Consider the following 13,759-nt stretch of genomic DNA (forward strand, 5'->3'; position numbering starts at 1 on the left):
ATTAAACCTCTCCTTGTTGAATCGCGTGTAATGGTTCAATTTTTTTAATTTGCAAACCTGAAAGTGTAGCTCCAATAAATCCAATGATTAAGAAGATAGCGGACAGTTGCCCGATTGTTTCCGGGATTAATTCAAATGGCATTCCTTTCGGTGCAATCGTGTTAAAAATTTGACTGAGCGCAATCGACAAACTAAGGGCGATGACTGTGATCAAAACCATTTGTGTCCACATCATTTTAAATAACGTACTTGTTTTTACCCCGATTGCCTTAAGAATTCCGTATAAGCCTATTTTCTGAACATTCATCATGTAGAAAAAGATTGCAAACAACATGCCACTGATGACAACTAAAAACCAGATAATCATATTGAGAGACATCTGTTCAGCTTTATAACTCGAAATCGTATTTAGGAACTGATTTTTCGAAAATGATTGTAGGCCAGTGAATTCTTGTGTAGAATCCCCTTTAGGTATGAAAATCAATTGCATTTCATTGACTCGGTACATTTCTTTATAGTCATCCATATTGATATACGCGACCGGTGCATGACTAAATTTATTATTTTCAACAAAACCTTTTACAATAAAGTTGCCATTGTATTGGTTATTTGTAAACGTATCACCAATTTTAATTCCCGCATCTTTCATTGAACGGTCTAGTACTATTTCACCTTTATTTACATTTTTGAACAACTTTGAATCGGTTGCTGTCACAAACGCAACGCTTCGTTGCTTTTTAGCACTGTCATTAAGGAATCCCATTTGAATGGAAAATGCTACTGCGTCTTTTTGTTTGTGTAATATTTGATCTTGGATGCTGCTATCTATTCTTGACAGGTTGTAGGCTTGATCTGCCTCCTTCGCCATGAAAAATTGTCCGTTTGGTAAATCTTTAATTAAGGCAGCATTATCTTGTGATAGTCCATTTGCTAAACCAGATATAATAAACGTTAATAAACTAACGAGAAAAACAATCGACCCTAAAATTAAAAACCTGCCTTTATGTTTTCTTATTTCCTTCCAAGCCATGTTCATCTTCATTCCTCCTAATTCATTTTGACATCCTTAGTTTATAATCGGTTTATGAACGGACGATGAACGGAAAATGACATTTAGGGGTAATGAAATTTTGTACTAATACTGAAGATTGTTTTATTGAAGAAAGAATAAAAGAGCAAAAAATGAATAGAAGGGGGGAGGAGAGAACAGCTCATATTAACAGGAAAGAAACGCTCGGCTGTATGCCAAGCGTTTCTGAATGCCTAATTCATTTTGTTTACAGTTTAAACGAGCTCTTTAGGGATACTATGCGATTAAACACAAGCTTATCAACAGTCGTATCTTTCGGATCGACGTTGAAATAACCGTGTCTAAAGAATTGGAATTTTTCCTGCGGCCGGCTTTCTTTCATGTTTGGCTCGACAAAGCCCTGTAAGACTTCAAGTGAATGGGGATTTACGTTATCAAGGAATGTTTTCCCCTCGTCACTAGTTCCCTCTTCTTCGTCCAAAATAAGCGGTTCGTATAGGCGGAATTCGGCTGGAACGGCATGAGCTGCTTCTACCCAATGAATTGTTCCTTTTACCTTCCTGCCTGTGAAGCCAGTACCACTCTTGGTTTCAGGATCGTAAGTGCAGCGTAACTCGACAACATTACCGCTCGCATCCTTAACAATCTCTTCGCATTTAATGAAATAGGCGTTCTTTAGACGGACTTCATTTCCAGGGAACAGACGGAAATATTTCTTCGGCGGTTCTTCCATGAAGTCGTCCTGTTCGATATAAATTTCGCGCGAGAATGGGATTTTCCGCGAACCCATTTCCGGGTTTTCTGGATTTATTTCCGCATCAAGCAATTCAATTTGGCCTTCCGGATAATTCGTAATAACTACTTTTAAGGGATTAATCACACCCATGGTCCGCGGCGCTTTCATTTTCAAATCTTCACGGACAAAGTGTTCAAGCATTTGTGAATCAACCATACTGTTGTTCTTTGAAATAGCCGTTTCGCTAACAAAGTTACGAATCGATTCAGGGGTAAACCCTTTTCTTCTCATCCCAGAAATCGTCGGCATCCGCGGGTCATCCCAGCCATCCACGAACCCTTCATCGACGAGCTGCTTAAGCTTCCGTTTACTCATAACTGTATTCGTCACATTCAAGCGGCCAAACTCAATTTGCTGCGGCGTGTTCTCCATTTCACATTGTTCCACAATCCAATTATAAAGGGGACGCTGATCCTCGAATTCAATGGTACAGATGGAATGGGTGACACCTTCAATCGCATCTTCAAGCGGATGGGCAAAGGCATACAACGGATAAATGCACCACTTATCGCCTGTGTTATGATGTGTCGCATGCGAAATCCGGTAAATAACAGGGTCACGCAAATTAATATTTGGTGATGACATGTCAATTTTTGCTCGGAGCACCTTTTGACCGTTCTCAAACTCACCATTCCGCATCCGTGCAAATAAATCAAGGTTTTCCTCAATGGAGCGCTCGCGGTAAGGGCTGTTCTTGCCAGGCTCTGTCAGCGTGCCGCGGTATTCACGGATTTCATCAGCCGAAAGGTCATCAACATAGGCAAGTCCTTTATTAATTAACAGTACAGCTCTTTTGTACATTTCTTCAAAATAATCGGAGGCAAATAATAAGTTATCCCATTCGAATCCAAGCCATTTGACGTCTTCCTTAATCGAATTAACATATTCGATGTCTTCCTTTAATGGATTCGTGTCGTCAAAGCGTAAATTGGTTTGCCCCTTAAATTCATCTGCCAAGCCAAAGTTGATGATAATCGATTTAGCGTGGCCAATATGTAAATAACCATTTGGCTCTGGCGGAAAGCGCGTCACAATTTCCTTGTGCTTACCTGATTCCAAATCTTTTATCATAATATCTTTAATAAAATTTGATGTGTAATTGTCCACCATTTTCAACCTCTTTCATTTATCTAGCTCCGGGCGCCATCGGCTCGAGTCATAAGCCGGCGCCTTACGTTTTCCTCATGTCTACTACTTATAAATACCATAAATATTGATATTTTTCCATTGTTCCCAACAAATCAACGGAAAAACAGCATTAAGAGAGAATTTTTTTGAAAAATTTGTGGTTGGATACAAGGGAGAATGGGCGAAGAACATATTTTTGGGACGTATGATTTTAATTTGGCCACTAACTACCTATTTTATTGGGCTTACGACATAAATTCGGACACTTACCACATATTTTCAGAGACATACGACATATAATCCGGAACTTACGACATTCCCTGGATATTAATTGGGAATTGTTCTGGAATCGCGGCGATACATAGGTCTCCTATCATTAGCATATTTCACATATTAAAGTTAAAATTGGGATAAGTAAATCGTAGGAAGGGGAAATTCTATGCTTAAATTTGCCACAGTTGGAAGCAGTTGGATTACAGAAAGCTTTATTAAGGCAGCAATCGCAAGCAAGCAGCTGCAGCTAACCGGAGTTTATTCCCGCACTGAGGAGAAGGCGAAACGAGTTGCTAATACATATAACGCTCCATATTTTTGGACGGATTTAGAGATGATGGCGAAAAGCCCGGAGTTCGAGGCAGTCTATATTGCTTCGCCCAACTCTGTTCATTTTGAACAAGCACTGACCTTTTTGAAAAATAAGAAACATGTCATCTGTGAAAAGCCAATTTTTTCAAATACTGCAGAATTAACAGAGGCCTACCAGACTGCGGAGGAGAATGGCGTCTATTTATTTGAAGCGATTCGCAATATCCATACACCTAATTTCACTATATTAATGGAAAAGCTTCATTTAGCAGGCAAATTGCGAAGCGCACTGCTCCCGTATATCCAATATTCCTCCCGGTATGATTTATTTTTACAAGGAGAGGAGCCGAATATCTTCTCTGCCAAATACTCTGGAGGTGCACTCGTTGATATAGGCGTTTATCCTTTGTACTTAGCAGTTTGCCTGTTTGGTGAGCCAAAAAAGGTTACCTACCATCCTGTGGTCTTAACGAGCGGTGTGGATGGCAGCGGCACACTCGTGCTGGAATATGAAGAATTTGTCTGTACAATTCTTTGTTCAAAGATATCTCATTCCGAACTTCCATGTGAAATTCATGGAGAGGCCGGAACCTTCGTCCTTGAGGATGCCGCCCCTATTTCGAAAATAAAATTCATAGACAGCCATACAAAAGAAAGTTCAATATTGAGTGTCGAGCAAGAAGAACAAGACATGGTCTATGAATGTATCAATATCGCCAAGATCATTGAGACGAAAAATGTTCAGGAATACGAGCGCTTAAAAAAATGGAGCAAAATTGTCCTGCGCATTACAGAAGAGGCAAGAAAGCAAAATGACATTATTTTTGCGTTGGAGAAATAATGAAACAGCCAGTGGCGATGTCGATCCACTGGCTGTTTATTAAGAAGCTTTTTTCAATTCTACTGCTTTGTTGCTTGATGATAATCGGCTTAATTTCTCCCAGAAGACTCCCGCTAAGCAGCCAACCACGGCCGGCACGACCCAGCCTAAGCCGACTGAAGCAAGCGGAAGAGTGCCCATCCATGATTCTAACAAGTCCCACTTTAGGCCAAACAATTTCAACCCATCATACAAGCTGACAATGCCTGATAGAACCATTGAACATACATAAACCTTTTGCGAACCGCTGAAAAAACGGTGTAAAAATGCGAGTGATACAAGCACAATCGTAAGCGGGTAGGTCATTACCAGGAATGGAACTGATGCTTTAAGAATCTGGTTCAAGCCAAGGGTTGCAAGTGAAAAGCTTACAACGGTAACAAGTGTGACAACCATACGATAACTTAATATCGAAGCAATTTTTGAAAAGTACTGTCCGCAAGCAATCGTCAAGCCGACACAAGTAGTGAAGCAGGCAAGGGTAAAAATAACGCCTAGCAGGATTTTCCCGCCGAATCCAAGGAGAATCGTTGCAGCGGATGATAACACGTCTGTCCCGTTTTCAAAGATTCCGTAACCAGCCATCTTTGCCCCTAATAAGCCAATCCCGATATAGACTAACGCAAGAGCTGCCCCGGCGATGACACCTGTCTTAAGGGTATAAAGAGTTACTTGCTTTTTGTCTGAAATTCCTTTTTGTTTCAGGGCAGTGATAATAACAATTCCAAATGCAAGTGCCGCAAGAGCATCCATTGTCGAGTAGCCATCGATAAAACCTTTAAACAAGGAAGCGGTTTGATAGGTTTCTGTCGGTGCTTTTAACGGTTGGTCCAATTTCATGAATCCTGTCACACACAAGATTACGATTGATAATAAAAGAACGGGAGTAATAAAACGCCCCATGTAATCGACCACTTTAGATGGGTTTAAGCTTAATAGATAGACGAGTAAGAAAAACACTACTGAAAAACTGATTAAAGGCACTTGGCCGCTAACTGATGTGGTTCCAAGAAAAGGTTTGATGCCCATTTCAAAAGCTACATTGGCATTCCTCGGAATGGCGAGAAATGGTCCGATTGATAAGTAGACAACAATAGTGAAAATAGTGCCAAACCAGGGATGAACCCGGCTGCCAAGTGTGTTTACTCCGTCCTTCACCAGGGCAGTAGCCATTAGAACAAGTAATGGCAGTCCGACAGCGGTAATGATAAATCCAGTGATGGCCGGCCAAAAGGAAGTCCCTGAACCCATTCCTAAAAACGGCGGGAAAATTAAGTTCCCTGCTCCAAAAAACATCGAAAATAGCATTAATCCAACAAAAAGCGTATCCTTCTTTTTCATTCTTCTCGCTCCCTTTTCAAATTTTTTCAATACAAAAAGCCCGCCCCTATGGATAGGGACGAGCTAGCTCGCGTTACCACCCTACTTCCGCAACAAAAAACAATTGCGGCTCTCGATCAACGTACCATCATACGTGTCCCATGTTAACGGCGGGCGGTCCGGCAAAGGCTTACTTAGATGTCTAGCGTATGCTCCCGGCAATGAGGGTACACTTCCGCTTCCTATTTTCGGCCTTGCATCTCGGAGATGATTTTCACTTGTGTCCTGACACCGCCTTCCACCAACCGCCGGCTCTCTAAAGTCAAAATGAACAAGCTACTCTTCTCGTCATTGATTTTGATTTTTTCAAAAATTCTATTAAAGCAATTATATTATATTTAAATAGTTTTGCAACAGCAAATTTTCGAGAAATTAAGAGTAATCGTTTCCATCGTTGCCATGACAATAATAAAAAATATTATGACAGATTTAAGTCGCCAATATGACATTTTTTTGAATTGAATCTTAGCAATGATTTATATCACATCCCCTGTTTTTTTGCTTCTTTATAGTAAAAGTAAGGAAGAATGGAGGAATCGTGATGAAGTCAAAAGCGTGGTACAGGAAACAATTGAAGCGGAAGCCGGTTCAAATCACTAGATATACTGTTCAGGCTTTGTTTCTGTTGTTTTTATTATATGTAGGCCTGCTGTTTTATCAATTTTATCAGCATTTTGAAACACTCGGAAAAACACCTTTTGTTGAAAGGCCGTCTGCGGTGGAAGGGTTTTTGCCAATCAGCGCCTTGGTTGCCCTGAAGGTTTGGCTGACAAGTGGTGACTTCGATGTGATTCACCCGGCAGGGCTAACCTTACTGGCATTCTTTGTCGGCGCCGGTATCATTTTTCGGAAATCATTCTGCAGCTGGATTTGCCCTGTTGGGACGGCGAATGAACTAATCGCGTGGCTCGGCAGGAAAATTTTTAGAAGGAACTTTGATATGCCGCAATGGCTGGTGTGGTTTTTAACACCAATAAAATATGTCTTGCTGTTATTCTTTGTGGCAATGGTTATACAAATGGATACCTTCAGCGCCAAAAGTTTCCTTGTGGACCCGTATAATAAGGTTTCCGACGTGAAAATGTTATTGTTATTCCTTAATATTGGCGGCTTTACGTTGAAATTTTTCATTGTCGTCTTTATTCTCTCGTTATTCTTCAGAAACTTTTGGTGCCGGTTCCTTTGCCCGTACGGTGCATTGATCGGTCTTGGCTCCATCTTTCGAATTACAAAAATACAACGGAATGAAGATACCTGTACAAACTGCGAAATGTGCACAAAGGTTTGCCCGCAAAGATTACAAGTTCATAAGATTGAAAAAGTAAATTCACTTAGTTGTTCCGCCTGTATGTCCTGTGTGGAAGCCTGCCCAGTGAAGGATACACTTAATATGACGGTGGCGAATAAAAAGGTAAACAAATGGTTCGTTCCAGTTGCCTTCTTCGTTCTGTTCTTCATTATCATTGGAATTGCCAAAATGACAGGACATTGGGATACAATCATTTCTTATCAAGAATGGAAAGAATTGATTCCAGATGCACGCTATATCGGTCATTAGAACATTCATAAAATATCCATTGTTGTAACGGGGATGTCTTAGTATTATGGTTATATAGGGAATATTTTGGTATTTCTACCTTCGAGGGGGAATTGACAGGTGGCAAAAAAAGTTGATGACTATTCTTTGACAGAGCTGATGATAAGAATTGAAGAAATTTTTAATGAAAACCCGGGACCGATTCAAGGATTCGAAGCAGTTGTTCAATATGACATTCACGGTGAGGCTGAAGCAACCTATCAGCATTTTTTCCATGATGGAAAGCTGACGATTAAAGAAGGAGTGGAAGCAACTCCAAACGTAACGATGGCATTATCGTATGATAACTTCAAAAAATTCCTATTAGGTAAGCAAAGCGGCACGATGGCGTTATTGACAGGGAAGGTTAAAGCCAAAGGCGATATTGGCAAGGGAATGAAAATCGAAACGATTCTTCGAAAATATAATATAAAAGAACCATTCTAATCTTTTGAAAAATAGTACATTCTTATGATTGTGCTATTTTTTTATTGTGTGAAAATAAATAATAAACAGAAATATAGAATGAAATAGTAAAATAATAATTGACAATTTTGCTTTAAAAAAGTAATCTTTAATTTGTGTTAACAAAACCAATCGGATTTATCGGTTTTTGAAAATTTGCTGATGGTCAAGCGGTTGGTTTTACATTTTAATTTAAAACCAAGTAAACAGGGGGGAATAAAGTGAAAAAGAGTTTGAAAGGTTTATTTAGTGTAATCATCCTTTCTATGATTCTATCTGCATGTGCTTTGGATAGTTCAAGCACAAAAGAATCATCAGCATCGGACAAGAAAGGGAACACGGAAAGCTCCAGTGCAACGAGCACTGAAGTAAAAGAATACAAAGCAACAAACTTGGATGCACTTCCAAATAAGACAAAAGCAAGAAAAGATACATTCATCGCGGGTATATCAGCTCCAGGTGGAGTATTTTTGCCGTATTTCTATGAAAATGGCTGGGATGGAAACGCCACCGACCCAATGTTTGCGCCGTTGGTAAACTTAGATCCGACTGGGAAACCTGTGGGGATTTTAGCAGAAAAATGGGATGTCTCAGATGATAAGCTTACATATACATTCCATTTGAGAAAAGGCTTGAAATTCAGTGATGGTTCGCCATTAACAGCAGATGATGTCGCTTTTACCTTAACGTTATTACATGACCCGGCATATGCAGGGGAACAAGATATTTCGCTTACTGCTATTAAAGGCGGTAAGGAATATAAAGAAGGCAAAGCGAAATCGATTGAAGGAATTAAAGTAATAGATAAAGAGACAATTGAAATTACAACTGAAGAAGTGAATGCAAAATCTCTTCTGATTTTAGGCGGGCAGGTATTATCGAAAGCCTATTACGGAAAAGACTATCAATTTGGCAAACTGGATTATTTAAAAGAACTTTATCCGAAACCGCTTGGTGCTGGACCTTACAAATTTGTTAAGTATGTACCAGGCCAAGAAATTCGTTATGTTGCCAATGAACATTACTATGCTGGTACACCAAAAACAAAGAATTTAATCTTTAAAGTAATTGATACTTCAACTTCTCTTCAATTGTTTGAAACTGGTGAACTTGATTATGCCGGTTTCTCTGCAGATGATGATACAGTAGAGCAATTGAAAAGTTTAGGATTTGCGAATCTTCAAGTAGGACCGGTTAATGATTATGGTTTTATTTATGTCAACAATTCACGTCCACAGTTCAAGGATAAAGCAGTAAGGCAAGCGCTGGTTTATGGTTTGGACCGCCAAAAAATTGTTGATGTGAAATTTAAAGGCTACGGTCAGGTTGCGAATGTCCCAGTTTCTAAGGTTTCATGGGCCTATAATGATGATGGTATTAACAAGTATGAATTTAATGCTAATAAAGCGAAAGAATTACTTGATCAGGCAGGCTGGAAGGTTGGTTCAGACGGCATTCGTGAAAAGGATGGCAAAAAATTTGTTATTCGTTACTTAACGAGAACTGCTGACGATCCAATCATCCCGATTGCAAAAGAAAACTATCAGGATATCGGAATAAAATTTGAACCGGAAATTATGGACTTTAATGCGATTGTTGCCAAATTAGGCACGAAGGATTATGACTTTGCTGCCGTGTCCACGTCACAAATTTTAGATCCAAGTGATCCGGTTGAGGAGTTTGCAACAGGTAACGCAAATAACGCGGCAGGCTATTCGAATCCAAAGGTAGATGAGTTAATTAAAAAGGGATTAAATACGTTAGATATTGAAAAACGTAAAGTTATTTACCATGATCTCTACAAAGAATTAAATGATGATCCACCTGTCATTCTAATTCACTATCGTCAAAGTGCAAAAGCAATCAGCGGCCAAATCGAAGGCTTACATCCTGACAACTTTACAGGCATCAGCGCTAGCTTGCCAAACATTTCGATTAAAAAGTAACCAATAAAGTGCCTAGCGGATTAAGCTAGGCACTTTGTTATGTGGAGGTGGAGAGTTTATGAAACAGTATGTATTACAACGATTTATACAAATGATTGTCATTTTATTCGGGACCTCATTTATCATTTTTTTCTTGTTTGCGATGCTGCCAGGGGATTACATTGATTCAAACATATCTTTAACCCCGCAAAGAGCGCAAGAATTAAAGGCCCTTTATGGGTTAGACCAGCCTGTGTTACAAAGGTACTTTACATGGCTTGGAAATGCCTTGCACGGTGATTTTGGCTACTCATTAAAGCATCAGGAAAAGGTTTTATCGCTGTTAAATAAGTATGTATGGAATTCCTTTTTTGTTGCGATTTTCGCACTATTTTTAACGTGGTCCATTGCTCTAGTATCGGGTGTTATTTCTGCCATCAAGCAGTACTCTTGGTTTGATGGTTTCGTGACATTTTTTGTGTTTGCAGCTATGTCATTTCCGTCGTTTTTTATTAGTTTACTTTTTATAAAATGGTTCGGTGTTGATCTGCAAATCTTGCCAATCGGCGGAATGATTGATACGGGGAGTGATAGCACGGGGTTTGCTCACCTTCTTGAAGTAGGCAAGCATATGATTCTGCCAGTGACCATTTTAACCCTGCTTAGCATTGGCTCATTAACGCGTTATTTTCGAACAGGGATGCTCGAGGTTATTCGCCAGGACTATATTCGAACAGCTCGTGCGAAAGGCTTGAAGGAACGTGTGGTTATTTTTAAACATGCGCTGAAAAATGCGATTCTACCAGCAATCACACTGCTTGCCTTTGAATTGCCGGGTTTGTTTTCCGGAGCGATTATTATGGAACAAATCTTCAATTGGCCTGGTGTCGGCAGAATTCAGCTGGAATCAGTTAGTTTCCGCGACTATCCTGTCTTGATGGCCTTTACGATGTTTTTGTCGTGTCTCACGATTATCGGGAACTTTTTAGCGGATGTAACCTACGCTGCTGTAGATCCAAGAATTAGATTGAAATAAGGAGGGAAGCAGATTGGACACTCCAAATCCGATTGTAAATAAACAGGTGAAAACAGTTGTGAAATCACCTTCGATCTGGAAGCAAACCTTTCGTCGCCTAAAAAAGAATAAATTAGCGATGATCAGCTTGTTCTTTTTACTATTTATGTTTTTGCTTAGCTTCATCGGGCCGTACTTTTCCCCGTACATTCTCGACAGGACGAATGTAGCGAATATGAATCAGCCTCCGAGTGCAGCACATTGGCTTGGCACAGATAATTACGGGCGGGATGTTCTAACTAGGCTCATGATGGCGGGGCAAATCTCGTTAACCATCGGAATTGCCGCAATGGTATTGTCGGTTATGATTGGTTCCTTATTAGGGGCGATTTCCGGTTTTTACCGTGGTGTTGTTGATATGGTCATAATGCGGATAGCTGATATTCTGATGTCCATTCCGGGCTTGCCGCTGCTCTTAATACTAGCAGCCATTTTATCAGAATGGAAAGTTCCGGCTGAATACCGTCTTTATATTATTATGATTATGCTTAGCTTTGTTGGCTGGCCGGGACTTGCGCGGCTAGTGCGAGGACAGATCTTATCATTGAAAGAGCAGCCATTTATGCAGGCAACAGAAGTTCTTGGTTTAAGCGATCGGCGAAAAATTTTACATCATCTTATCCCAAACACGGTTCCGCTGCTCTTGGTTGTGGCAACCTTGAACGTTGCGGGCTCAATTTTGAGTGAGTCGGCCCTTAGCTTTCTCGGGCTTGGCGTGGTTCCGCCAACACCATCATGGGGGAATATGATGGATGCGGCCAATAACTTCATGGATTTTAGAAAACGGCCATGGTTATGGATCCCGCCGGGAACTGCTATTTTTCTAACGGTTGTTTCGATCAATTTACTAGGAGACGGACTGAGGGACGCGCTTGATCCGAAAATGAGAAGGTAGGGATTACGAATGAATGAGACGCTGCTTCAAGTAAAGCACCTGCAGACAAACTTTTACACGGAAAACGGCGTCGTTAAGGCAGTAAATGACGTCAGCTTTGCAATCCGTGAAGGGGAAACGGTTTGCATTGTTGGCGAGTCTGGCTGTGGAAAAAGTATTACTGCTTTATCTTTAATGCAGTTAATTCCGGAAAACGGAAAGGTGGAAGGCGGCGAAATTATCTTTTCTGGGAAAAATCTGCTGGATTTAACTAAAAAGGATATCCGCCGTTTAAGAGGTAATGAGATTGGCATGATCTTTCAAGAGCCAATGACTTCTTTAAATCCGGTTTTTACCATTGGAGAACAAATGATTGAACCGATACAAGAGCATTTATTACTGAGCAAAAAGGATGCTTATAAAAAGGCAATGGAACTGATTACGATGCTGGGAATTCCTAATGCTGAAAAAATTGTCAATCTTTATCCCCATGAATTAAGCGGCGGGATGCTGCAGCGGATTATGATTGCGATTGCTCTTAGCTGTAATCCGAAGCTCATTATTGCCGATGAACCAACGACTGCGCTGGATGTGACCATTCAGGCGCAAATTCTAGATCTGTTACGTGATATCAAAAAGGAATTTAACACATCGATGCTGCTGATTACTCATGATCTCGGTGTCGTAGCGGAAATGGCTGATTATGTTGTCGTCATGTATGCCGGGAAAGTGGTCGAAGAAGGTCCGGTACTTGAGCTGTTTAAGAATCCGCAGCATCCGTATACAAAAGGATTGTTGAAGGCCAAACCTGTTATTGGTGAGAGGAAAGACCGGCTCTATACGATTGCTGGACAGGTTCCTAATTTAGTAGATTTGCATGAGGCTTGTTATTTCGCGGACCGCTGCGAGCATGCAATGGATATTTGCCGGATGAAGCAGCCTGTTTTAACGGAAATAGCTAAAGGACAAAAAGCAGCATGCTGGTTATACGAGGACGGTGAAAATCGATGAGCGAAGCACTATTAGAAGTACAGAATCTAAAAAAATATTATTCTGCCTCTAAAGGAATGTTTAAGAAATTTGGCGACTCTGTTAAGGCAGTTGACGGGGTTAGTTTTACGATTGAAAAAGGCGACGTATTTGGGCTTGTCGGTGAATCAGGCAGCGGCAAATCGACGATTGGTAAAACAATCTTACGCCTCCATGAGAAGACAGACGGTGATGTGAAGTTTAAGGGAAAAGACGTCTTTTCATTATCCAAAAAGGAGCTTCGTCAGCTTCGTGTCCAAACGCAGCTTGTTTTTCAAGATCCATTCAGTTCATTAAATCCACGACTAAGGGTTGGTGACGCAATCGGCGAAGCGATGGTTGAGCATGGTCTTGTTTCTAAAAAGGAAGTCCGCGAGCGGGTGTTGGAGGTCATGGACAAGTGTGGTCTTTCCCCATTTCATATTGACCGCTATCCGCATGAATTTTCCGGAGGCCAGCGCCAGCGTATCGTTATTGCCCGTGCGATGGCTCTTAATCCGGAGTTTATTGTAATGGATGAACCTGTTGCTGCACTGGATGTGTCGATACAGGCGCAAATTATTAATCTATTTAGTGACCTGCAACGGGAAAACGGCTTATCCTATCTGTTTATTTCTCATGATTTAAGTGTAGTGGAACACCTATGTACGAAAATTGCGATTATGTATTTAGGTAATATTGTCGAATTAGCTCCAAAGGAAGAGTTATTTGATCATCCCTTGCACCCATATACAAAAGCGCTTCTTTCAGCAATTCCGATTCCAGATCCAACGGCTAAAAGAGAACGAATTATATTAACAGGCGATATTCCAAGTCCAATCAATCCACCTTCAGGCTGTAAGTTCCGGACGCGCTGCCCAATGGCGACAGACCTTTGTGCCGAAAAAGTGCCAGACTACCGTGACGCGGGCGCCGGTCATTTTGTCGCCTGTCATTATGTATAATTAATAATAAATAATGGAAAAGGATTAGGACAATATGAAATAATAAGTGGAGAAGTGCAATAGGATGAGGAA

At 40.6% G+C, this 13,759-nt stretch carries 11 protein-coding genes and 1 other annotated feature; of the genes, 8 read left to right on the forward strand and 3 right to left on the reverse strand.

Annotated elements, in window-relative coordinates:
• Nucleotide 1 precedes the first annotated feature (1 nt).
• Nucleotides 2–1,036, reverse strand: a complete 1,035-nt coding sequence (locus ACFVSW_RS15040) for an ABC transporter permease (RefSeq protein ID WP_387317469.1) — start codon at nucleotides 1,034–1,036, stop codon at nucleotides 2–4.
• Between the two features lie 241 nt (nucleotides 1,037–1,277).
• On the reverse strand, nucleotides 1,278–2,936 hold the full coding sequence (locus ACFVSW_RS15045; protein ID WP_387317471.1) for a glutamine--tRNA ligase/YqeY domain fusion protein: 1,659 nt from the start codon (nucleotides 2,934–2,936) through the stop codon (nucleotides 1,278–1,280).
• A 457-nt stretch (nucleotides 2,937–3,393) separates the two neighbouring features.
• Between ACFVSW_RS15045 and ACFVSW_RS15050 the strand changes: the two genes are divergently transcribed.
• The gene (locus ACFVSW_RS15050) at nucleotides 3,394–4,380 is read left to right on the forward strand and encodes a Gfo/Idh/MocA family protein (protein ID WP_387317473.1); all 987 of its coding nucleotides are present in this window, start codon (nucleotides 3,394–3,396) and stop codon (nucleotides 4,378–4,380) included.
• A 39-nt stretch (nucleotides 4,381–4,419) separates the two neighbouring features.
• Here the strand turns inward: ACFVSW_RS15050 and brnQ are convergent, their stop codons facing one another.
• Complete coding sequence (gene brnQ / locus ACFVSW_RS15055; RefSeq protein ID WP_387317475.1) at nucleotides 4,420–5,760, reverse strand: branched-chain amino acid transport system II carrier protein; 1,341 nt, start codon at nucleotides 5,758–5,760, stop codon at nucleotides 4,420–4,422.
• 51 nt (nucleotides 5,761–5,811) lie between these two features.
• Nucleotides 5,812–6,100 (reverse strand) — a binding site (T-box leader).
• Between the two features lie 240 nt (nucleotides 6,101–6,340).
• Between brnQ and ACFVSW_RS15060 the strand changes: the two genes are divergently transcribed.
• The 7 genes from ACFVSW_RS15060 to ACFVSW_RS15090 all read left to right on the forward strand — a co-directional run bounded on the left by ACFVSW_RS15060 (nucleotide 6,341) and on the right by ACFVSW_RS15090 (nucleotide 13,687).
• Nucleotides 6,341–7,357, forward strand: coding sequence for a 4Fe-4S binding protein (locus ACFVSW_RS15060; protein ID WP_387317477.1), 1,017 nt, complete (start codon nucleotides 6,341–6,343; stop codon nucleotides 7,355–7,357).
• A gap of 99 nt (nucleotides 7,358–7,456) precedes the next feature.
• The gene (locus ACFVSW_RS15065) at nucleotides 7,457–7,822 is read left to right on the forward strand and encodes an SCP2 sterol-binding domain-containing protein (RefSeq protein ID WP_387317479.1); all 366 of its coding nucleotides are present in this window, start codon (nucleotides 7,457–7,459) and stop codon (nucleotides 7,820–7,822) included.
• 284 nt (nucleotides 7,823–8,106) lie between these two features.
• Nucleotides 8,107–9,786: an ABC transporter substrate-binding protein gene (locus ACFVSW_RS15070; protein WP_387317627.1), complete on the forward strand. Its 1,680-nt coding sequence runs from the start codon at nucleotides 8,107–8,109 to the stop codon at nucleotides 9,784–9,786.
• Nucleotides 9,787–9,844: 58 nt separating this feature from the next.
• The gene (locus ACFVSW_RS15075) at nucleotides 9,845–10,801 is read left to right on the forward strand and encodes an ABC transporter permease (RefSeq protein WP_387317481.1); all 957 of its coding nucleotides are present in this window, start codon (nucleotides 9,845–9,847) and stop codon (nucleotides 10,799–10,801) included.
• Between the two features lie 13 nt (nucleotides 10,802–10,814).
• Nucleotides 10,815–11,735, forward strand: coding sequence for an oligopeptide ABC transporter permease (opp4C, locus tag ACFVSW_RS15080; RefSeq protein WP_066083580.1), 921 nt, complete (start codon nucleotides 10,815–10,817; stop codon nucleotides 11,733–11,735).
• Between the two features lie 9 nt (nucleotides 11,736–11,744).
• Complete coding sequence (locus ACFVSW_RS15085; RefSeq protein WP_387317483.1) at nucleotides 11,745–12,725, forward strand: ABC transporter ATP-binding protein; 981 nt, start codon at nucleotides 11,745–11,747, stop codon at nucleotides 12,723–12,725.
• Nucleotides 12,722–13,687 carry an ABC transporter ATP-binding protein gene (locus ACFVSW_RS15090; RefSeq protein ID WP_387317485.1) on the forward strand — a complete coding sequence of 322 codons (966 nt, stop codon included), beginning with the start codon at nucleotides 12,722–12,724 and terminating at the stop codon, nucleotides 13,685–13,687. The genes ACFVSW_RS15085 and ACFVSW_RS15090 overlap by 4 nt, the downstream gene beginning before the upstream one ends.
• The last annotated feature ends 72 nt before the right edge of the window (nucleotides 13,688–13,759 follow it).

Source organism: Neobacillus sp. NPDC058068, assembly GCF_042885335.1.
Classification (GTDB): Bacteria; Bacillota; Bacilli; order Bacillales; family Cytobacillaceae; genus Neobacillus.